This window comes from Mycetocola sp. 2940, assembly GCF_040548835.1.
GTDB lineage: Bacteria > Actinomycetota > Actinomycetes > Actinomycetales > Microbacteriaceae > Mycetocola_A.
In genome coordinates this window covers 179,639-198,909 of the sequence record NZ_JBEPSK010000006.1, presented here as the reverse complement: position 1 = coordinate 198,909, position 19,271 = coordinate 179,639, and the positions used below count along the sequence as shown (strand labels likewise).

The 19,271-nt window shown below is 67.2% G+C and carries 21 protein-coding genes; 11 read left to right on the top strand and 10 right to left on the bottom strand.

Annotated elements, in window-relative coordinates:
- Window positions 1-51 precede the first annotated feature (51 nt).
- The 5 genes from xseA to ABIE24_RS11115 are packed head-to-tail and all read left to right on the top strand — an operon-like array spanning window position 52 to window position 4,286.
- Entirely contained in the window at window positions 52-1,317 is a 1,266-nt protein-coding gene (gene xseA / locus ABIE24_RS11135; protein WP_502916272.1) for an exodeoxyribonuclease VII large subunit, read from the top strand.
- 9 nt (window positions 1,318-1,326) lie between these two features.
- Window positions 1,327-1,560, top strand: coding sequence for an exodeoxyribonuclease VII small subunit (locus tag ABIE24_RS11130; RefSeq protein ID WP_354499614.1), 234 nt, complete (start codon window positions 1,327-1,329; stop codon window positions 1,558-1,560).
- On the top strand, window positions 1,557-2,207 hold the full coding sequence (locus ABIE24_RS11125; RefSeq protein WP_354499612.1) for a DUF4245 domain-containing protein: 651 nt from the start codon (window positions 1,557-1,559) through the stop codon (window positions 2,205-2,207). Before ABIE24_RS11130 ends, ABIE24_RS11125 begins: the two co-directional genes overlap by 4 nt.
- The gene (locus tag ABIE24_RS11120; protein ID WP_354499610.1) at window positions 2,204-2,860 is read left to right on the top strand and encodes a carbonic anhydrase; all 657 of its coding nucleotides are present in this window, start codon (window positions 2,204-2,206) and stop codon (window positions 2,858-2,860) included. Before ABIE24_RS11125 ends, ABIE24_RS11120 begins: the two co-directional genes overlap by 4 nt.
- 28 nt (window positions 2,861-2,888) lie before the next feature.
- Window positions 2,889-4,286, top strand: a complete 1,398-nt coding sequence (locus ABIE24_RS11115) for a class II fumarate hydratase (RefSeq protein ID WP_354499609.1) — start codon at window positions 2,889-2,891, stop codon at window positions 4,284-4,286.
- A 147-nt stretch (window positions 4,287-4,433) separates the two neighbouring features.
- Here the strand turns inward: ABIE24_RS11115 and ABIE24_RS11110 are convergent, their stop codons facing one another.
- The 5 genes from ABIE24_RS11110 to ABIE24_RS11090 form a co-directional block, all read right to left on the bottom strand.
- Window positions 4,434-5,417 (bottom strand): aldo/keto reductase, encoded by a 984-nt coding sequence (locus tag ABIE24_RS11110; protein ID WP_354499607.1) that lies wholly within the window; start codon window positions 5,415-5,417, stop codon window positions 4,434-4,436.
- 88 nt (window positions 5,418-5,505) lie between these two features.
- Complete coding sequence (locus ABIE24_RS11105) at window positions 5,506-6,078, bottom strand: prepilin peptidase (protein ID WP_354499605.1); 573 nt, start codon at window positions 6,076-6,078, stop codon at window positions 5,506-5,508.
- 61 nt (window positions 6,079-6,139) lie between these two features.
- Window positions 6,140-7,516, bottom strand: coding sequence for an RNA 5'-3' helicase PhoH2 (phoH2, locus tag ABIE24_RS11100; protein ID WP_502916271.1), 1,377 nt, complete (start codon window positions 7,514-7,516; stop codon window positions 6,140-6,142).
- 202 nt (window positions 7,517-7,718) lie between these two features.
- Window positions 7,719-8,840 carry an aminotransferase class V-fold PLP-dependent enzyme gene (locus ABIE24_RS11095; protein WP_354499603.1) on the bottom strand — a complete coding sequence of 374 codons (1,122 nt, stop codon included), beginning with the start codon at window positions 8,838-8,840 and terminating at the stop codon, window positions 7,719-7,721.
- A gap of 9 nt (window positions 8,841-8,849) precedes the next feature.
- Window positions 8,850-9,635: an isoprenyl transferase gene (locus tag ABIE24_RS11090; RefSeq protein WP_354499601.1), complete on the bottom strand. Its 786-nt coding sequence runs from the start codon at window positions 9,633-9,635 to the stop codon at window positions 8,850-8,852.
- Window positions 9,636-9,687: 52 nt separating this feature from the next.
- Between ABIE24_RS11090 and trhA the strand changes: the two genes are divergently transcribed.
- Window positions 9,688-10,488, top strand: a complete 801-nt coding sequence (gene trhA / locus ABIE24_RS11085) for a PAQR family membrane homeostasis protein TrhA (RefSeq protein ID WP_354499599.1) — start codon at window positions 9,688-9,690, stop codon at window positions 10,486-10,488.
- Window positions 10,489-10,493: 5 nt separating this feature from the next.
- Here the strand turns inward: trhA and ABIE24_RS11080 are convergent, their stop codons facing one another.
- Entirely contained in the window at window positions 10,494-10,931 is a 438-nt protein-coding gene (locus tag ABIE24_RS11080) for a nitroreductase family deazaflavin-dependent oxidoreductase (protein WP_354499597.1), read from the bottom strand.
- Between the two features lie 82 nt (window positions 10,932-11,013).
- On the opposite strand from ABIE24_RS11080, the gene ABIE24_RS11075 reads away from it, so the two are divergent.
- Window positions 11,014-12,579, top strand: a complete 1,566-nt coding sequence (locus ABIE24_RS11075) for an FAD-dependent monooxygenase (RefSeq protein WP_354499595.1) — start codon at window positions 11,014-11,016, stop codon at window positions 12,577-12,579.
- The gene (locus ABIE24_RS11070; protein ID WP_354499593.1) at window positions 12,576-13,085 is read left to right on the top strand and encodes a GNAT family N-acetyltransferase; all 510 of its coding nucleotides are present in this window, start codon (window positions 12,576-12,578) and stop codon (window positions 13,083-13,085) included. Before ABIE24_RS11075 ends, ABIE24_RS11070 begins: the two co-directional genes overlap by 4 nt.
- Window positions 13,086-13,092: 7 nt before the next feature.
- On the opposite strand, the gene ABIE24_RS11065 is transcribed toward ABIE24_RS11070, so the two are convergent.
- Window positions 13,093-13,410 (bottom strand): hypothetical protein, encoded by a 318-nt coding sequence (locus tag ABIE24_RS11065; RefSeq protein WP_354499592.1) that lies wholly within the window; start codon window positions 13,408-13,410, stop codon window positions 13,093-13,095.
- On the bottom strand, window positions 13,407-14,282 hold the full coding sequence (mca, locus tag ABIE24_RS11060; protein WP_354499590.1) for a mycothiol conjugate amidase Mca: 876 nt from the start codon (window positions 14,280-14,282) through the stop codon (window positions 13,407-13,409). Before mca ends, ABIE24_RS11065 begins: the two co-directional genes overlap by 4 nt.
- A 76-nt stretch (window positions 14,283-14,358) precedes the next feature.
- Here mca and ABIE24_RS11055 point away from each other — a divergent pair, with 76 nt between their 5' ends.
- Entirely contained in the window at window positions 14,359-14,778 is a 420-nt protein-coding gene (locus ABIE24_RS11055) for a DUF4307 domain-containing protein (protein ID WP_354499589.1), read from the top strand.
- 84 nt (window positions 14,779-14,862) lie between these two features.
- Window positions 14,863-15,354 (top strand): transcription elongation factor GreA, encoded by a 492-nt coding sequence (gene greA, locus ABIE24_RS11050; RefSeq protein WP_354499587.1) that lies wholly within the window; start codon window positions 14,863-14,865, stop codon window positions 15,352-15,354.
- A gap of 56 nt (window positions 15,355-15,410) precedes the next feature.
- On the opposite strand, the gene ilvA is transcribed toward greA, so the two are convergent.
- Window positions 15,411-16,649 (bottom strand): threonine ammonia-lyase, encoded by a 1,239-nt coding sequence (gene ilvA, locus ABIE24_RS11045; protein WP_354499585.1) that lies wholly within the window; start codon window positions 16,647-16,649, stop codon window positions 15,411-15,413.
- Window positions 16,642-17,907, bottom strand: a complete 1,266-nt coding sequence (locus ABIE24_RS11040) for an AI-2E family transporter (RefSeq protein WP_354499583.1) — start codon at window positions 17,905-17,907, stop codon at window positions 16,642-16,644. The genes ilvA and ABIE24_RS11040 overlap by 8 nt, the downstream gene beginning before the upstream one ends.
- Window positions 17,908-17,958: 51 nt before the next feature.
- On the opposite strand from ABIE24_RS11040, the gene ABIE24_RS11035 reads away from it, so the two are divergent.
- Window positions 17,959-19,182 carry a winged helix-turn-helix domain-containing protein gene (locus tag ABIE24_RS11035; protein WP_354499581.1) on the top strand — a complete coding sequence of 408 codons (1,224 nt, stop codon included), beginning with the start codon at window positions 17,959-17,961 and terminating at the stop codon, window positions 19,180-19,182.
- Window positions 19,183-19,271: the final 89 nt, after the last annotated feature.

Sequence of the window (19,271 nt, the reverse complement as noted above, 5' to 3'; positions counted from 1 at the left end):
CTGATTGTTGCGTCACTCACGTGCCAATTCTAGGGCGCTGCCTCTGTGCGCATGCTGGACGACGAGAAGGAGCGCAAACGGATGCCGGATTCCCCCGCCACAGCAGAGAATCCCTGGCCGGTGAGCCTGCTCGGTGTCAAGATCCGGGACTACATCGACCGCCTCGGCTCGGTGTGGGTCGAAGGAGAACTCGCCCAGTGGGGCACCTCCGCCGGCAACGTCTACGGCAAGCTCAAGGACCTCAACGGCGAGGCCACGGTGAGCTTCACCATCTGGTCGTCGGTCAAGGCGCGGATCCCGGAGGACCTCAAGCACGGCGACCGGGTCGTCGCGCTGATCAAACCCAACTACTGGGTCAAGGGCGGCACGCTCACCATGCAGGTGCTGCAGATGAAGCATGTCGGCCTCGGCGACCTGCTCGAACGGCTGGAGCGGCTCCGCACCCAGCTCGCCGGCGAGGGCCTGTTCGACCTCTCCCGCAAGAAACGGCTCCCGTTCCTCCCCCACTGCATCGGCCTCGTCACCGGTAAGGACTCCGACGCTGAGAAGGACGTCCTCCGCAACGCCCAGCTGCGATGGCCGGCGGTGGACTTCCGCGTCGTGCACGCCTCGGTGCAGGGCGACCGCACCGTACCCGAGGTCATCTCCGCCATCAAACGGCTCGACGGCGATCCCGACGTCGACGTGATCATCGTGGCGCGCGGCGGCGGTGACTTCCAGAACCTCCTCGGCTTCAGCGACGAACGGCTTGTCCGGGCCGCCGCCGCCTGCACCACCCCGCTGGTCAGCGCCATCGGCCACGAAGCCGACCGACCGCTCCTCGACGATGTCGCCGACCTGCGAGCCTCAACCCCGACGGATGCCGCCAAGCGCGTCGTTCCGGATGTTACGGAGGAGCTGCATCGCGTCCACCAGGCCCGTGCCCGCCTGGGTACTCGTCTGGCCACCTACCTCCACACCGAGACCGCGCGGATCGGACAACTGCGCTCGCGTCCCGCACTGGCTTCGGCCACCTGGATTGTCGACACGCGGGCTGAAGAGCTGACCCGGTATGTCGCCCGCGGCACCGAACTGGTCGAGCGCATCCTCGAACGATCGACCCGCGAGACCGCCGACCTGCGTTCGCATCTGCGCGCGCTCTCCCCGCAGCGCACCCTCGACCGGGGCTACGCGATCGCGCAGGACGCCGACGGCCACGTAATCCGTTCGGCCCCCGAAGCTCCCGCGGGCACCCCGTTCACCCTCACCCTTGCGGCCGGCCGGATCGCAGCTCACTCCGACGGCCCGCAGGGTGAGGCGTTCGCCGACCCCAGATAGGATTGGACCATGCCAGAAACCCGCGAGGTCGCCAGCCTCAGCTACGAAGACGCACGGGATGAACTCATCCGTGTCGTCTCCGAACTCGAGCAGGGAGCCCCGACCCTGGAACAGTCCCTCGCCCTGTGGGAGCGCGGTGAAGCGCTGGCCCGCCGCTGCGAGGACTGGTTGATCGGGGCGAAGGCCCGCCTCGACGCCGCACGCGCAGCCACCCAATCGAGCGAGGCGCGACCAGCCGAATGAGTTCCCGTCGCCCGCCGCGAGTCGTCGCCGAACTCGGCCGCCCCGAAACTCCCCAGGAGACAGCCGACCGCAAAGCCGAGAACTCTCGCAATTACCGCAAACGCAAGACGATCAACAACCTCGTCTACTCTCTGCTGGTCTGCGTCGGCCTCGTCCTCATCATCGCGCTGGCCGTGCCCCGGGCCGACAACTCCCTTGTCGCCGAGGTCGATTACGGTGCCGTCGCCACGCAGGCGCAGATGTCGTCGGACCAGGTCCTCGCGAACCCGGAACTGCCAGGCAGCTGGAGTTCGAACCGTGCTGAGACCGACAGGTCCGGCGGGGTGTCCTCCTGGAACATCGGCCTGATCACGCCGTCGAAGGAGTACATCGGCATCAGCCAGGGCTTCGACGCCAACGAGACCTGGGTTTCCCAGCAGCTGCGCCAGACGACGGCCTCGTCGACGGTCGCCGTCGACGGTGTCGAGTGGACGGTCTACGACAATCGCGGGCGCGAGGATGTCGGCAACATGGAGTACGCGCTGACCACGGAGGCCGGTGCGTCGACCTTCATCGTGTTCGGAACCGCGACCGACGAGGAGTTCCTGACCGTGGCATCCGCCCTGGCTGACCAGGTGCTGGCCAACTCGAGAAATGGGAGCGAATGATGCCCACGTTACGCCCAAGCAAGGCCTGGTCGGTCATGATGCGCGGAAACGCGCGATTCGTCGCCGGTGAGCCGCATCACCCGCGCCAGGACGTGGAACGACGGGAATCGCTCGCCCTCAAACAGCAGCCCGACGTCGTGCTGTTCGGCTGCTCCGATTCCCGCCTCGCCGCGGAGATCATCTTCGACAAGGGGCTCGGCGACCTGTTCGTCGTCCGGAATGCCGGCCAGGTCATCTCCGGATCGGTGGTCGGGTCGCTCGAGTACGCCGTCGGCGTCCTGCACGTTCCGCTCATCGTCGTGCTCGGCCACGACCAGTGCGGGGCCGTTCGCGCCGCGATCGATTCGCTCGCACCGGATGCCACCCCGTTGCCGCCGCACATCGACAGCCTGATCCAGCAGATCACGCCGGCGGTGATCCGCGTGGCGAAGGCGCGCAACATCAATCCGTGGGAGGCCGACCCGCTCGACGTCGGCCGGGAGCACCTTCGCCACACCGTTGCCGAGTTGCTTGAGCGGTCGGAAATGATCAGCGACGCCGTCGCCGCCGGGATCCTCGGTATCGTCGGAGCGAACTACAAACTGCTCGAGGGCACCGCGGTGCCCGACATCATTCTCGGAAATCTCGAAACCACGCCCACCGGCGCAATGTAGCGCCACCACCCCCAGGAGAAGATCAACCGTGTCAGACACAGCTCAGTACCGCATCGAACACGACACGATGGGAGAGGTCCGCGTGCCGGCAGCGGCGCTGTACAGCGCCCAGACCCAGCGTGCCGTTGAGAACTTCCCGATCTCCGGTGCCGGGCTCGAGTCGGCGCAGATCGCGTCTCTCGCGAGGATCAAGAAGGCAGCGGCGGCCGCGAACGCGCAGCTCGGAGTGCTCGACACGGCGATCGCCGAGGCGATCGGCGCTGCAGCCGACGACGTCATCTCCGGCCGTCACGACGACCAGTTCCCCATCGACGTGTACCAGACCGGATCCGGCACCTCCTCGAACATGAACATGAACGAGGTGCTCGCCAGCCTCGCCTCGACCCGCCTCGGCTCTCCCGTCCACCCCAACGACCACGTGAACTGCTCACAGTCGTCGAACGACGTGTTCCCGACGTCGGTGCACATCGCGGTGACGAGCGCGCTCATCGATGACCTGATCCCGGCCCTCGACCACCTGGCCGTGTCGCTCGAAGCCAAGGCCGACCTGTGGAAGACCGCCGTGAAGTCCGGCCGCACCCACCTGATGGATGCCACCCCGGTCACCCTAGGGCAGGAATTCGGCGGCTACGCCCGCCAGGTCCGCCTCGGCATCGAGCGGGTCAGGTCGGCACTCCCCCGCGTCGCCGAAGTTCCCCTCGGCGGCACCGCCGTCGGCACCGGCATCAACACCCCGTCCGGTTTCCCGCAGCTCGTCATCCGGCTGCTCGTCGAGGACACCGAGCTGCCGATCACCGAAGCGGCCGACCATTTCGAGGCGCAGGCCAACCGCGACGGCCTGGTCGAGGCATCCGGTGCGCTCCGCACCATCGCCGTGAGCCTCACCAAGATCTGCAACGACCTCCGCTGGATGGGCTCAGGCCCGAACACCGGTCTCGGCGAACTGAACATCCCCGACCTCCAGCCCGGTTCGTCGATCATGCCGGGCAAGGTCAACCCGGTCATCCCCGAGGCCGTGCTCATGGTCTGCTCACGGGTCATCGGCAACGATGCCACGATCGCCTGGAGCGGAGCATCGGGTTCGTTCGAACTCAACGTGCAGATCCCCGTCATGGGCACGGCGCTGCTCGAATCGATCCGCCTGCTCTCGAACGCGAGCCGGGTTCTCGCCGACAAGACCGTCGACGGGCTGGAAGCGAACCTCGACCGCGCCGCCGCCCTGGCCGGGATGTCACCGTCGATCGTGACGCCGCTGAACAAGATCATCGGCTACGAGAAGGCGGCGAAGATCGCCAAGCACTCGGTCGCTGAGGGCATCACCGTGCGCGAGGCCGTGATCGACCTGGGCTTCGTCGAACGCGGCGACATCACCGTCGAGCAGCTCGACAGCGCACTTGACCTGCTGTCGATGACGCACCCCGGCTAGCCCCGGAACTGCCCGGTTGAGCGGTGGCTGCGCGCCGTGCGCGGTCACGAAGGGTCGAGCGCACCTTGCTCGGTCGGTAATGGTCGGACTTCCGCTGGGAGTCCAGCCGTTATCGACCGAGCAACGACCCGGGCACCGCCGAAGCAGCTACCAGCGGTCGTGCACCGCGTTCTTGATGTCGGCCTCGTAGATGCTCTCGACGGCGTCGAGGTAGGCGGCCGGAAGCGGTCCCGTCAGGCCTGCTGCCGCGTTGGACTGCGCCTGGGCGATGGATCGCGCGCCGGGGATGACGCTCGTCACGCCGTCCTGCTGCGTGACCCAGGCGATGGCGGCCTGGGCCGGCGTCAGCCCCTCCGGGACGTAGGTCGCGAGTTCTTCCGCCGCGCGGACACCGGTGGAGAAATCGACCCCGGCGAAGGTCTCGCCGACGTCGAAGTGGCTTCCGTCGCGGTTGAACGTGCGGTGGTCGTCGGGAGCGAACTCCGTTGTCGGGGTGTACCGCCCGCTGAGCAGCCCCGACGCGAGAGGCACGCGGGCGATGATTCCCACTCCCGCCTCCCGGGCGGCGGGCAGCACTTGTTCGAGTGGCTTCAGTCGGAACGCGTTGAGAATGATCTGCACACTCGCCGTGCCGGGACGGGCGATCGCGGCCAGGGCCTCCTCGCACGTCTCGACGCTGACCCCGTAGTTCGCCATCACACCCTCGGCGACGAGGGCGTCGAGAGCGTCATACACGGTGTCCAGCAGGAACACGGGCGTCGGTGGGCAATGCAGCTGCACCAGGTCGAGCCGGTCGACCCCCAGGTTCCGGCGTGACCGGTCCGTCCACTCGCGGAACTTCGCCAGCCTGAAGTTGGCCGGGTTCTGGGCCTCCCGGCGACCCATCTTGGTGGCGACGAAGACCTCGGTGCCCGGGTTTGCGGCGAGAAACTGCCCGATGATCTGTTCGCTCCGACCGTCGCCGTAGACATCGGCGGTGTCGAAGAAGCTGACGCCCGAGTCCACGGCGGCGTCGAGCACGGCGAGGGCCTCGGTCTCCGAGACAGCACCCCAGTCCGCCCCGAGTTGCCAGGTACCCAGGCCGACGATCGAGACGGGGCGGCCGGTACGACCGAGTATGCGCTCTTCCATTGCACCAGCCTAGGCTGTCGCCGCCCCCTCCCGGCGGCTGTGTCTGGATTGCATCGGGGTACGTCTACGCAATCCGAAGCCGATACCGTCACACGGATGCCGCCGGGGCAAGGGCGACAGCGACCCAGAACCCGGCGAGCAGGAACGGCCCGAACGGAATGCGCGCGTTCCTCCCACCCACGTGCCGCACGAGGACGAGGATGCCGGCGATTCCCCCGAAAAGGAACGCCAGCGCGAGCCCGATCAGCGGCTGCCCCGGCCCGATCGAGCCGAGGCACAGCCCGAGCACACCGGCCAGCTTGACGTCGCCCATCCCCATTCCGCCGCCGAGGTTGAGCACGAGGAAGAAGAGGAACCACGCCGCACCTGCCGCGAGTGGGAGGACCGGCGGAATGCCGGTGAGAACGCCGTGGAACGCGACCCCGGCCAGCGCGATCGGATACCCGGGAAGCACCAGCCGGTTGGGCAGGCGGTGGCTGTCGACGTCGATGCGGACGAGTTCCGCCGTCACCGCCGCGAGGTACAGAAGTCCGAGCAGGAGTGGGCTCGGGCCCACCGCGACGACGGCGAGCACACCGAGCACGGCGGCCGCGGACAGGTCGTGGGCGAGGTGCGAACGCCGCCCGGCATCCACTCTCTCCGTCTCCGCGCCGATCGCCATGGCGACACGCTAGCCGGGCTGCGCAACCCTGCACGGGTTATCCACAGCCCGGCCGGGCGGGTCAGGCGAGTTCGTTCCCCTCCAGCAGTTCGGTCACGAGTGCGGCGATCGAACTGCGCTCGGAACGAGTCAGGGTGATGTGCCCGAACAGGTCGTGACCCTTGAGCGTCTCGATGACCGAGGCGACCCCGTCGTGACGCCCCACCCGCAGGTTGTCGCGCTGGGCCACGTCGTGCGTCAGGATCACCCGGGAGTTCTGGCCGATCCGGGAGAGCACGGTGAGGAGGACGTTGCGTTCCAGCGATTGTGCCTCATCGACGATGACGTACGCGTCGTGGAGCGAGCGCCCGCGGATGTGGGTCAGCGGCAGCACCTCGAGGATGTTGCGTTCGATCACCTCGTCGAGGACGTTCTGCGACACGACCGAGCCGAGCGTGTCGAAGACGGCCTGGCCCCAGGGGTTCATCTTCTCGCCCTGATCGCCGGGCAGGTAACCGAGCTCCTGGCCGCCGACTGCGTACAGGGGCCGGAACACCATGATCTTGCGGTGCTGCTGGCGCTCGAGCACGGCTTCGAGTCCCGCGCAGAGAGCGAGCGCGGACTTCCCCGTTCCGGCTCGACCTCCCAGCGAAACGATGCCGACCTCGGGGTCGAGGAGCAGGTCGATCGCCAGCCGCTGCTCGGCGCTTCTGCCGTGCAGTCCGAAGACGTCGCGGTCGCCGCGGACGAGTTTGAACTCCCGCTTGCCGGTGACCCGGCCGAGGGCGGAACCCCGATCGGAGTGGATGACGAGGCCGGTGTTGATCGGGAGGCCTTCGACGTCCGTGGACAGGCCGACCTCCGTCTCGTACAGGTCGCTCATCTCGTTGGCGGAGACGCTGATCGACGACATCCCCGTCCAGCCGGAGTCGATGGCCTGCTCGGCGCGGTACTCCTCTGCCGAAAGGCCGATGGATGCCGCCTTCACCCTCAGCGGCAGGTCCTTCGAGACCACCGTGACCGCGAGTCCGTCGTTGGCCAGGTTGAGGGCAACGGCGAGGATCCGGGAGTCGTTGTCGCCGAGTTGCAGCCCGTTCGGGAGCACCGACATGTTGGAGTGGTTGAGTTCGACGCGCAGCGATCCACCCTCACCCACCGGCACCGGGAAGTCCAGCCTCTCGTGCTCGAGTCGCAGCTCGTCGAGCAGGCGGAGGGCCTGCCGGGCGAAGTACCCGATCTCGGGGTCGTGACGTTTCTTCTCGAGCTCCGAGATCACGACGACGGGAATGACGACGGCGTGCTCGGCGAACCGGAAAAGCGCCTTCGGGTCAGACAACAAAACCGAGGTATCCAAAACATAGGTACGCTCGGTTGTCTTCTGAGGTGCTGGTTGTGAAGTTGTGTTCTCTGCTTGCCCTTCGGTGTTGTGCTGCAGTGCGTGGGTACGTGTCGCGGTCATTGCCACTCCCAGCCGAACCTGTCGGTTCGGTTCTCCAGCGAGTGCGGCCACGTACGTTCCGAGTCGAACTTATGTGGCCGTCTCGACCAGGCGCCGTGCCTGGTACTTCAGACGTTACGACGACCTCATTCCGGGATCAAACACGACACGCTGGGTTGACATTGCAGACAGGTAAACATTTGCTGATCGTCAGCCGTGAGCCCTAGTAGGCGATGGCCGTCGAGAACGAGACGAACGAGTCTCGGAGCATCCCGAGCGTCTCGCTCGTCGTGCCGGCATGCACGCTGAGGCGGATGCGGTTCTGCCGGAGAGTGGTGGTGACCCCGTGGTTGTGGAGGGAGGCGACGAGCAGGGCGACCTGGTCGTCGGGCGGGTCAAGGATCACGATCCCGGCGCGCTCGTGGGCGGCACGGGGCGACGCCACCGAGATCCCGAACTCGTCGGCGAGTTCCAGCGCCTCGCCGACCCGGTCGCTCACCGTGGCCTCGATCTCCGCGATGCCGACGGAGCCGATCTCCTCGAGCGCGGCGGCGAGCCGTGCTTCGGCGGAGTAGTCGGGGTTCGCCACGCTGTAGGCGCGAGCCGACCTCGACGGCGGAGGAACGGCATCCCACGGCTCGTCGTCGTCGGTGCCGGTGTAGCCGCTGACGACGGGAACGAGGTGATCCAGGGCGCGGTCGCTGAGTGCGAGGAAACCGGTTCCCCAACCCGCACGGACCCATTTCTGGCCCCCGGATGCGATGACGTCGGCGACCTCGTACGGCGCGTCGACCACGCCGAATCCCTGGATCGCGTCGACGATGAGCAGCCGCTCGCCGATCACCTGCCGGATGCCGTCGAGGTCGGCCAGGTAGCCGGTGCGGGTGTCGACGAGGCTCACAGCGACGGCGGTGATCGCCGGCGTCAGCTGCTGTTTGATCGTGTGCGGGGTGACCCGGCCGTGGTCGGTCTCCAGCCAGGTCGGAACGAGGACCTGCATCGATTCGGCGGCACGGGAGGCGGCAACGGTGAGACTCGGGAAGTCTCCTGCGGAGAGGAGCAGACCTCCGGTCATGCTGAACATCGCGTGCATGAGCCCCATACTCGTGTTCGGCTGGCTCACGATGTTCTCAGGGGCGAAGCCGACGAGGGATGCCACCGCCGTGCGCATGCGTTCGTCCTGGCCCAGCAGCGCGTCCACCGCTCCGTACCGCGCCCGCCCGAGCAGGTCCACCTGCAGACGCAGCTCGTCCTGCACCACGGCGGCGAGGGGACCGAGCCGGCCGTAGTCGAGGTAGCCGGTTTCCTCACCGAAGCCACGGAGGTACTCGTCGATCCCGGTCATGGTTCTCCCTCAGCCGCCGTAGCGGCGCTGCCTTCTTGAAAAGTCACGGAGTGCGCGCAGAAAGTCGACCTCGCGGAGGTCTGGTCCGAGCGCTTCGACGAAATAGAACTCGCTGTGCGCGCTCTGCCAGAGCATGAAGTCGCTGAGGCGCTGCTCGCCCGAGGTGCGGATGAGAAGATCCGGGTCGGGCTGTCCGCTGGTGTAAAGGTGCTCGCCGATGAGGTCGGGGGTGAGTAACTCGGCGAGGGAGTCGAGGCTGCCGCCGGTCAGGTGGTGTTTCTCGACGATGCTCCGCATCGCGTGGACGATCTCGGTGCGCCCGCCGTAGCCGACGGCGAGGTTGATGTGGAGGCCGTTCTTCTGTGCGGTGCGGGATTCGGCGGCGTCGAGCGCGGCGATCAGCGGTTGCGGCAGTCCGGTCGTCGAGCCGACGCGTTTGACCCGCCAGTTCCGGTAGTGCGACAGCTCCTCGGCGAGGTCCGCGATGATCTCGATCAGGTCATGCAGTTCGTCGGTCGACCGCGAGCTGAGGTTGTCGCTGGAGAGAAGGTAGAGGGTGACCACCTTGATGCCGAGATCGTCGCACCACTCGAGGAACTCGCGCATCTTCGCGGCGCCGGCACGGTGACCGTGGGCGGCCGTCTCGTAGCCGAGCTGCTTCGCCCACCGACGGTTCCCGTCGATGATCATGGCGACGTGGTGCGGCAGAGGTCCGGAACTGAGGCCGCGACGCAGGCGCTTCTGGTACAGGTTGTAGAGAAACCCGGGCCCTGGCTTCGACTGGCTGTTCTTCACACCGTTACGTTAGTGCAGTTTCACGAATGGGGTGCCGCGTATCCTGTGATCTATGCCCCTGTCGCCTTCCCCTCGCGAGCGCCCGATCCGAGCCGGGAAAACCGGTCCCGCCGGGCTGGATATCGATGCCGCCGTCGCCCGCGACGACGCCGAGGGTCCTGACCTTCCGAACATCCCGCTCCTTGACGACACGATCGCGCGACCCGAGGACAGCAAACCGACCTGGCGCGGCTGGATTCACGCCGGCACCTTCCCGCTCACCATCGTCGGCGGCATCATCCTCGTGACGCTGGCCCAGGGGGCGCCGGCGAAGTGGAGCACGGCGGTGTTCGCCCTGAGCTCCCTCCTTCTCTTCGGCATCTCGGCGCTGTACCACCGGATCAACTGGTCACCGCGTTCGAAGATCCTGCTCAAACGGATGGACCACGCGAACATCTTCCTGCTGATCGCGGGCAGTTACACCCCCGTCGCCGTCCTCGCCCTTCCGCCGGAGAAAGGGAGCCTCCTGCTCGCCCTCGTGTGGGGAGGCACCCTCGTCGGAATCGTCTTCCGGATGTTCTGGTTGCACGCCCCCCGCTGGCTCTACGTGTTCCTCTACATCGCACTGGGCTGGGCCGCCGTGATGTACCTCTTCGATATTTTCCGGGTGAATCCGGAGACCATGACGCTCATCATCGTCGGTGGCCTGTTCTACACGGGCGGCGCGGTCGTCTATGCGCTGAAGCGGCCGAACCCGTTCCCCGGCCACTTCGGATTCCACGAGATCTTCCACGTCTGCACCGTGCTCGCGTTCCTCTGCCACTGGACCGGCATCCTGCTGCTCGCGGTCGACCCGGCCTACAATCTCGGCTGAGCAGATCAGTCCATCCGGGTGAGCACGAACACCGGGATTTCGCGGTTCGTCTTCTTTTGGTAGCCGGCGTATGGGGGGAACGCCTCGACGGCGCGCTGCCACCAGACCGCCTTCTCGTCGCCCGTCACCTCCCGGGCGGTGTAGTCGTGCTTCTCGGTTCTGTCCTGCAATTCCACATGCGGATTCGCCCGGACGTTGTAGAACCAGACCGGATGTTTCGGTGCGCCACCCAGGGATGCCACGACGGCGTACTCGCCCCCGTGCTCGACGCGCATCAATGCGGTCTTGCGCAGCTTGCCGGTCTTCGCTCCGACGGTTGTGAGGACCACGACCGGGCGGCCCTGGAGCGTCGTCCCCTCCGTCCCGCCTGAACTCTCGTACAGGTCCACCTGCTTGCGGGCCCAGTTCGCTTTCCCTGGCGCGTACTCGCCTTCCAACGGCATGTGTCCTCCTGCTGCAGAGCGACCTTCGCCTCCGACCGGATCAGTGTAGTGTCGCGGACCGCGCGTGCATACCATGGGCAGCGTGGGCGATTTCGCTGGAGACGTGAGAACCGAGGTTCTCGTTGTGGGGGCAGGCCCGACCGGCCTGCTGCTCGCCGCGGTGCTCACGAGGTTGGGGGTGGACGTCGTTCTTACCGACGGCAAATCGGGCCCCACGCGGGAGTCGCGGGCGCTCGTCCTGCAGGCGCGCACGATGGAGATCCTCGACCAGCTCGATATCGTCGAACCCGTTTTGGCAGAGACGACGACAGCCACGGCCGCCTGCCCCGGCTTCGAGAGGACCTCCTTCGGCAGGGTCCCGATCGGGCGGATCGGTGCCGGTGTGTCACCCTTCCCCGGCCTGCACGTGCTCGAGCAGTCCAGGACGGAGAGCATCCTCGTCGACCAGCTGGATCGGCTCGGGGGCACGGTGCTGTGGGATCACCCGCTCGCCGGCCTGACCACGCCCGTCGAGGGTCACTCGGCTGTCGAGGCCGAGCTGAACGGCCCCGACGGCCCGCTGCTCGTCAGGGCACAGTACTGCGTGGGAACCGACGGGGCGTCGTCCCTCGTCCGCAAGCTCCGTGGCATCCCGTTCGAGGGAATCACCAATGAGCACACCTTCTACGTTGCTGACGCCCACGGTGTCACCGGCCTCGAACCCGAAGCCGTGAACATCAGGTTCGGAACGGATGACTTCCTCATCTCCTTCCCGATGGCACCAGGGGGGAACGACCGCCTGCTCGGCACGATCCGGTTATCAGACGTGCACGAGGTGGTGACCGAGGCCGCCGCACGCTCGAAGCTGTCGCACGTGTTCGGCGTGGACTACGACTCGGCGTCCTGGTTCTCGACCTACCGGATCTCGCATCGGGTCGCCGCCCGGTTCCGCGACGGACCGGTGTTCCTGGCCGGAGATGCCGGGCATGTGCATTCGCCGGTCGGCGCCCAGGGAATGAACACCGGCCTTCAGGACGCCCACAACCTCGGGCTGGCGCTCGCGTCGGTGCTCCGGAAGAACGCCGACCCATCAGCCCTGGACCGCTACGAGGCGGAACGCCGACCGGTGGCGCTCCGACTCGTGTCGACGACGGACCGCGCGTTCGGCATCGTCACCGGCGCCTCGGCCTTCTCTCGGTTCGTGCGGCGGCGGGCGAGCCGCGTGATCGTGCCGATCATCGTGGGTGTGGTCCCCCGCCTGCCCGGCGCCCGCCGTCTCTTCGAGTACCTGTCGCAGACGCGGATCCACTACTGGATGAGCGCCGAAGCGAAGGCGACCGGCCGCAGGGGGCGTGTCGTCGGCCGCCGGCTGTCGTGGACGGGCACGAACTTCGACGTCCTCCGGAGCCTCGACTGGCAAATACACGGGTACGGGGTCGTCGACCGGCGAGACGCCGTGCGGATCACCAGCGCCCTTCGCCTGCCCTTCCACCGTTTCCCGGCCGTGGGCTCGAGCAAACTCTCGCCGGGGCGGTTCTACCTGGTCCGCCCCGATGGGTTCGTGGCCGCCGAGGCGGCCGGAGGTGAGGCCATCGCGGTCTTCCGACGGGCGCTCTCCGAACACGGTGTCCGCCCCGAGCACTCCGGCATCGGTGCGGTGACCGGATGACCGCCGTCACGATCATCTCGCCGACCGAGGCCGACTGGCCGCGCGTCCGCGACCTCCGCCTCGAAATGCTGCGCGACACCCCGATCGCGTTTCTGGAGACGCTCGAGGCGGCTGAGGCGAACACCGAGGACGTCTGGCGGATGCGGGCGAATCGCGGCTCCGGCCCCGACAGCGTCCAGCTCGTGGCGGTGGATGCCTCGGGCTGGTGGGTGGGCACGATGAGCGGGCTCGTCGACCGTCTCGATGTCGGCGGGCCGTTGCTCGTGGGTGTGTACATCTCCCCGGCATTCCGCGGAAGGGACGCCGGCGTGGCCGATGCCCTCCTCGATGCGGTCGAGGACTGGGCGCGCGGCCACGGCAGCACGCTCACGTTGCACGTGCATGAGGACAACGAGCGCGCCATCGCCTTCTACCGGCGGCGCGGCTACGACCTCACCGGGCGGACGTTTCCATATAACCTCGACCCGACACGGAATGAGCTCGAGATGCGGCGCACCCTCGCCTGACCCGGCGTCAGAGCGGCTTGTCGCCCTGGTGCGGGTCGGCGGTGGGATCGGCCGCGGGTCCCTCGTCGCCTGCCGTGCGGTCGCGCTCGGCGAGCTCCGCCTGCAGGCGTTCGCTGATCTCCGCTTTGTGATTCACGCGGCGGATCCGTCGCTGCATGTCGAAAATGAGCAGGAACACGGCGGCGGCGAGAAGGGCGACGATGATGAACCCGGCCGGACCCGGCGTCACATCGTTGGGGTCGATCTCGAGCGACGGAGTGGGAGTCGGTGTCGTGGCCAGCCGCCACGCGGCATCCGTGACAGTGTTCCAGCTGGCGGCGATCATTCAGTGTCCTCGATTCCGGCGAACAGGTCGCTCTCTTGTGCGACGGGCGGCACGCTGCTGCGTGCCAGCTCGAAGTCCTCGTACGGCCAGGCCGTGCGTTGGAGGTCGTTCGACCAGAAGAAGAAGCTCGAGTCGGCGGCGACCTGGCTGGCGTGGGCCCGAAGGGCGGCGTCACGCACTTCGAAGAAGTTCCCCGAGGGCACGTGCGTCGTCGCCCGGGCCGGACGTTCCTTCATCCAGCTCACCATCTCGGCGAGCTGCTCGACGAGCGGCGAATCCGGCTCCTGCCGCAGCAGCTCGTCGAAGTTCGCCTTGACCCTGGCGTAGTTGAACACGTGGTCGTAATACAGCTTCGACACCTGCCACGCGGGACCGGCGTCCGGGTAGGCGGATGCGTCGGCAGCAGCCTCGAAGGCGGCGACCGAAACGTCATGGCAGCGCACGTGGTCGGGGTGCGGGTATCCGCCGTTCTCGTCGTACGTGACCATGACCTGCGGCCGGAACTCGCGCACGATCCGCACCAGCGGTTCTGCCGAGATGGTGACCGGGATGGCGGCGAACGAGTTGGGCGGAACACTGCCGTCCTCCCGACGCATACCGGAATCGGTATACCCGAGCCAGCGGTGCCGGATGTCAATGATCCGGGCGGCCTCGGCCATCTCCCGCCTGCGGAGGCCGGCGAGGTCCCTCTCCCCCAGCGTGCGTGCCTCGAGCTCGGGGTTGAGGATGTCGCCGCGCTCACCGCCGGTGCAGCTGACGACCATCACGTCGACGCCGAGGGAGCGGTAGTACGCGCTCGTCGCCGCTCCCTTGCTGGATTCGTCGTCCGGGTGCGCATGGACCGAGAGCAGTCGGAGTGTCACGTTTGGCATTCTTCCGGTGAGAGTACGGGGGCTGAGAAGCGATTAGCCTTGTCTGTACAGACTAACGTTCGCAGGATGAGGGTTGATGGTTTCGAACACCCAGCAGGACACTTCCGTCCTTGAGGAGCGATACGGGCGATCACCGCACGCGAAAGTGCGCCAGCGTCGCCTGGGCTGGATTGTCGGTGGCGCGTTCGCGCTCGTCTTCTGCGCCTGGGTGGTCTGGGCAGCGCTCGACATGGTGGGCCCCGCAGCCCTCGAAGTGAGGGACACGGCGCATGTCGTGGTCGACGAGCGCACGGTCACGGTCACTTTTGAGTTGTCGGTCGCGACCGGCACTCCCAGCTACTGCGCCGTGCAGGCCCTCAACGACACCTTCGCTGTCGTGGGCTGGAAAGTCGTGGAGATCCCGCCGTCGGGTCAACGAACGCGCACCTTCACTGAGACTGTGAGGACCACGGAGCTCGCCTCAACGGGTTTGATTTATCGCTGCTGGCTGGCATAAGCTCATCTGATACCCGAAAGGCCGGGTCGATGTGATACGCCCTGACGCCCTCGTCAGGGCGTCCGTTTATGTAAGGAGTTCGCCATGGCTGTTGAAACTCAGGTCACGTTCCTGACGCAGGACGCCTACGACCGACTCACCGACGAGCTTGAGAAGCTGTCCACCGTGGGACGCGAAGAGATCGCCAAGAAGATCGAATCGGCTCGCGAAGAGGGCGACCTCAAGGAGAACGGCGGCTACCACGCTGCGAAGGACGAGCAGGGCAAGCAGGAAGCGCGCATCCGCACGCTGACCCAGCTGCTCCGGGATGCCACGGTGGGCGTCGCCCCTGAGAGTCACGGGGTCGTCGAGTCCGGGACCGTCATCACCGCCACCGTTGCGGGCGGCGAAGAGGTCTTTCTCCTCGGCAACCGCGAGATCGCCGCTAACTCGGACCTTGACGTCTACAGCGAACAGAGCCCCCTCGGCTCAGCGATCCTCGGCCTCAAGGTCGGCGCGAGCACCACGTACACCGCGCCCAACGGCAAGGAGATCGACGTGACGATCTCCAAGGTCGAGACCTACGCGGGCCAGTGACCCGATGAGAAACGGCCCGGCGAGATCCTCGCCGGGCCGTTTCTCGTTAACCGGTGTCAGTCCTCGACGATCTGCGGCTCATAACCGGCAGACCGCAACGTCTCCACCACCAGCTGGCGGTGCTCGAGTCCGCGGGTCTCGACGCTCAGTTCGAGTTCGACCTCGCCGATCTTGAGGCCGTGCCCGTGCCGCGTGTGAAGCACCTCGATCACGTTGGCGTTGGCCTGGGCGACGAGTTCCGCCGTTCGCGCGAGCTGACCGGGACGGTCGGGCAGCGGGATCCGCAGGGTGAGGTAACGGTCGGATGCTGCCAGGCCGTGGCTGATCACCCGCTGCATCAGGAGCGGGTCGATGTTGCCGCCGGAGAGAATCACGACGGTGGGACCGCTCGGCGCGACCAGGCCGGCGAGTATCGCCGCGACTCCGACGGCGCCGGCCGGTTCGACGACCAGCTTGGCGCGTTCCAGCAGAACGAGCAGCGCCTTGGCAATGTCGTCCTCCGAGACCGTCACGACGTCGTCAACGAGGTGGCGGATGATTTCGAAGTTGAGCACTCCCGGCTTGCCGACCGCGATCCCGTCGGCGATGGTGGCGAGCACGGGCACCTCGGTCGGCGTCCCTGCGACGAGCGAGGCGGGGTACGCGGCCGCGTTCGCCGCCTGCACCCCGATGACGCGGATCGTACGACCGGCGGCTTTCGCGCGCTGTTTCATGGCGGAGGCGACGCCGGCGATGAGGCCGCCGCCGCCGATCGGTACGATGACGGTCTCGACCTCGGGCACCGAGTCCCAGATCTCGAGGCCCAGCGTGCCCTGGCCGACGATCACATCCGCGTGATCGAACGGCGGGATGAAGATGGCGCCGGTCTCGTCGGCGTACTCGGCGGCGGCCAGCAGGGGCTCGGCGACGGTGTGGCCGTGCAGGATCACCTTGGCGCCGTACGCCTTCGTCGCCTGCAGCTTGGGCAGCGGCACACCGATCGGCATGAAAATGGTCGACGCTATACCGAGCTCTCGGGCGGCGAAGGCGACACCCTGGGCGTGGTTGCCGGCTGACGCCGCCACGACGCCGCGTGCCCGTTCCTGCTCGGTGAGCTGTGACATCCGGTTGTATGCCCCGCGGATTTTGTACGAACCGGTTCGCTGGAGGTTCTCGCATTTGAGGAACACGTCAGCACCGAGGAGTTCGGTGAGATACCGGGAACTTTCCATCGGAGTCTCCTGGGCGACCCGTGCGACCACGGTCCTTGCCGTCTCGAACTGGTCGAGGGTGGGATTGGACGTGGATTCATGCATTCGGTGTTCCCTTGGGCTCGATGGTCTTGACCTTCGCGGACTCGGCGGTTCTGCGCATGTGTCGTTCGGTTGGAACGGTGCTCCAGATCACGTCGCCGAGTATCAGCGGTGATGGCGGTCCGGCTGTTCGCCAGGCGCCGGATGAGATGTAGCGGAACACGACGTTGATCACCGCGGCGACGGGTACGGCAAACAGCGCACCGGGGATCCCGGCCAGCAAAGTTCCAGCCGCCACCACGAGGACCACGGCCAGCGGGTGTACCTTCACCGCGGCGCCCATGAGGAGCGGCTGCAGAACGTGACCCTCGATCTGCTGCACGAGCAGGACCACACCGAGCATCAGCAGCGCGATGAACCAGCCGTTGTAGACGAGGGCGATGAAGACAGCGACGCTGCCGGTGACGACGGCGCCGACGATGGGAACGAACGAGCCGAGGAAGACGAGAACACCGATCGGAATGGCCAGAGGGACCCCGAGCAGGAAGGCGCCGAGGCCGATGCCGACGGCGTCGATCGAGGCGACAAGGATCTGAGTGCGTGCGTAGTTCGTCAAGGTGAACCAGCCCGCTTTGCCCGCCCCGTCGATCGCGGGTTGCGCATTCCTGGGCATCAACCTGACGATCCAGTTCCAGATCCCGCGGCCGTCGATGAGCGCGAAGATCAGGCAGAACAGGGCAAGAAACAGCCCGGTGGCGACGTGGCCCAGGGTCGAACCGAGCGAGAGCGCACCGCTCAGCAGCGCCGAGCCGTCATTCTGGACTGTCGCGACGGCATCCGCGATGAAATCGTTGATCTGTGTCTCGGTCAGGTGCAGCGGCGACTGGAGTAACGCGGTCTTCAGCTCGCCGAACGACGCGGCGGTTCGCGCCTGGACCTCGCTGAAGTCGCGCGTGATCTGCCAGATCGCAAGCCAGAGCAGCCCGCCGACGGCGGCGAGCGTTCCGAGGATCCCGGTGGCGATCGCGAGCCCTCGTGGCCAGCGGTGCCGGGTGAGGAATTCGATGATCGGGGTGAGGAGCGCCGACACGAGCACCCCGATGAACAAGGGGATGACGATCAGCCGCAACTGGACGACGAGAAAGACGAGCACGGCGAGCGCTCCAGCGATCACCAGGAGGCGCCACGACCAGGCGCCCGCGATCCGGATTCCGCGGGGGACGTCGTCGTGCGTCTCCTTCACCGGTTCGGGGTCATCGACGGCGGAATCGGCGGGTCGGAACACGCGACCCCACCAGCCTTTCTCAGTCGATTTCTCCACCGGATCAGTCTATGCGGCCAGTGTCAGAGCGACACGCTAACGTCAGGGGTTATGACGAACAGCGTGTCCCCCGCCCTCGCACGGCGGATCGCCCTGGCCGCGCAGGGTTTCGGTCGAGCCCGGGCGACAGAGCCGGGCACCCGGCAGCTGAACGCCCTCATCGACCGGCTCGGGGTCCTTCAGATCGACTCGGTCAATGTATTCGAGCGAAGCCACTACCTCCCCGTCTTCGCCCGGCTCGGGGCGTACGACAAGTCGGCCCTCGACGCGCTCACCTTCGCCCGGGCGGGCCGCTACATCGAGTACTGGGGCCATGAAGCGACGATCATGCCCCGCGAGAGCTGGCCGCTATTCCGGTGGCGCATGCAGCACTACCGGGATCGCAGCCGTGCCGATCCGCAGAGCTGGGCCACCGCCAATCCGGAGTTCCTGCGCTGGCTGCATGCCGAGCTCGCGGAGAAGGGCCCGCTGGCCGCGAGCCAGATCGAGCACGACGCGAACAAGAGGGTCGGCCCCTGGTGGGGCTGGTCCGACGTGAAAATCGGCCTGGAGACCCTGTTCCGGTGGGGCGAGATCGTGGCGGCCGGGCGAGCCGGGTTCGAACGACGCTACGCCCTCCCCGAGCACGTGCTCCCACCGGCGGTGCTCAACCGGGACGTACCGCGCGCTGAGGCGATCCGTGAGCTTGTCCGGCGCGCCGCCATCGCCTCGGGGATCGGCACGCTCGACGACCTGGCCGACTACTACCGTCTGCCGTCCCAGGACGCGAGAACAGCGGTACGCGAACTCGAGGAGGCCGGTGAGCTGCTGCCGGTGACGGTGCCGGGCTGGCTGCGTGGTGCGCGACCGAGGGAGACGTGGCTGCACCGCGACGCGCGTCGCCCGCGGTCGATGGAGGCATCCGCCCTGCTCTCCCCCTTCGACCCGGTGGTCTGGGCCCGGGACCGGGCGCTGCGAATGTTCGACTTCCACTACCGGATCGAGATCTACACGCCCAGGCACAAGCGCGTCCACGGCTACTACGTGCTCCCGGTCCTGCTTGACGATCACCTGTCGGCACGCCTCGACCTCAAGAACGATCGCGCATCCCGAACCCTGCGGGTGCAGGCCGCGTGGATCGAGCCGGGCGCGCCGACGGATGCCGCCGAGCGGGTCGCCGCGCTGCTCCGGGAGACAGCGGGGTGGCAAGGGAGCGAACGCATCAGCGTGTCAGGGCGGGGATCCCTCGCCGGGGACCTGGCCGGAGCCCTCGGGGTCCGGGTGGACGACGAATGACTACGCCCGTCGGCCTTGCTCGGTCGGTTTCGGCGGCGGATCTCGCCGAGCGCCAGCCGTTATCGACCGAGCAACGGGTGCTCCAGCCG

Bases quoted from the DNA above. Each gene is read 5' to 3' on its own strand.
- xseA (WP_502916272.1), top strand. From the start codon at position 52: ATGCTGGACGACGAGAAGGAGCGCAAACGGATGCCGGATTCCCCCGCC.
- ABIE24_RS11130 (WP_354499614.1), top strand. From the start codon at position 1,327: ATGCCAGAAACCCGCGAGGTCGCCAGCCTCAGCTACGAAGACGCACGG.
- ABIE24_RS11125 (WP_354499612.1), top strand. From the start codon at position 1,557: ATGAGTTCCCGTCGCCCGCCGCGAGTCGTCGCCGAACTCGGCCGCCCC.
- ABIE24_RS11120 (WP_354499610.1), top strand. From the start codon at position 2,204: ATGATGCCCACGTTACGCCCAAGCAAGGCCTGGTCGGTCATGATGCGC.
- ABIE24_RS11110 (WP_354499607.1), bottom strand. From the start codon at position 5,417: ATGGAAGAGCGCATACTCGGTCGTACCGGCCGCCCCGTCTCGATCGTC.
- ABIE24_RS11105 (WP_354499605.1), bottom strand. From the start codon at position 6,078: ATGGCGATCGGCGCGGAGACGGAGAGAGTGGATGCCGGGCGGCGTTCG.
- phoH2 (WP_502916271.1), bottom strand. From the start codon at position 7,516: ATGACCGCGACACGTACCCACGCACTGCAGCACAACACCGAAGGGCAA.
- ABIE24_RS11095 (WP_354499603.1), bottom strand. From the start codon at position 8,840: ATGACCGGGATCGACGAGTACCTCCGTGGCTTCGGTGAGGAAACCGGC.
- trhA (WP_354499599.1), top strand. From the start codon at position 9,688: ATGCCCCTGTCGCCTTCCCCTCGCGAGCGCCCGATCCGAGCCGGGAAA.
- ABIE24_RS11080 (WP_354499597.1), bottom strand. From the start codon at position 10,931: ATGCCGTTGGAAGGCGAGTACGCGCCAGGGAAAGCGAACTGGGCCCGC.
- ABIE24_RS11070 (WP_354499593.1), top strand. From the start codon at position 12,576: ATGACCGCCGTCACGATCATCTCGCCGACCGAGGCCGACTGGCCGCGC.
- ABIE24_RS11065 (WP_354499592.1), bottom strand. From the start codon at position 13,410: ATGATCGCCGCCAGCTGGAACACTGTCACGGATGCCGCGTGGCGGCTG.
- mca (WP_354499590.1), bottom strand. From the start codon at position 14,282: ATGCCAAACGTGACACTCCGACTGCTCTCGGTCCATGCGCACCCGGAC.
- ABIE24_RS11055 (WP_354499589.1), top strand. From the start codon at position 14,359: ATGGTTTCGAACACCCAGCAGGACACTTCCGTCCTTGAGGAGCGATAC.
- greA (WP_354499587.1), top strand. From the start codon at position 14,863: ATGGCTGTTGAAACTCAGGTCACGTTCCTGACGCAGGACGCCTACGAC.
- ilvA (WP_354499585.1), bottom strand. From the start codon at position 16,649: ATGCATGAATCCACGTCCAATCCCACCCTCGACCAGTTCGAGACGGCA.
- ABIE24_RS11035 (WP_354499581.1), top strand. From the start codon at position 17,959: ATGACGAACAGCGTGTCCCCCGCCCTCGCACGGCGGATCGCCCTGGCC.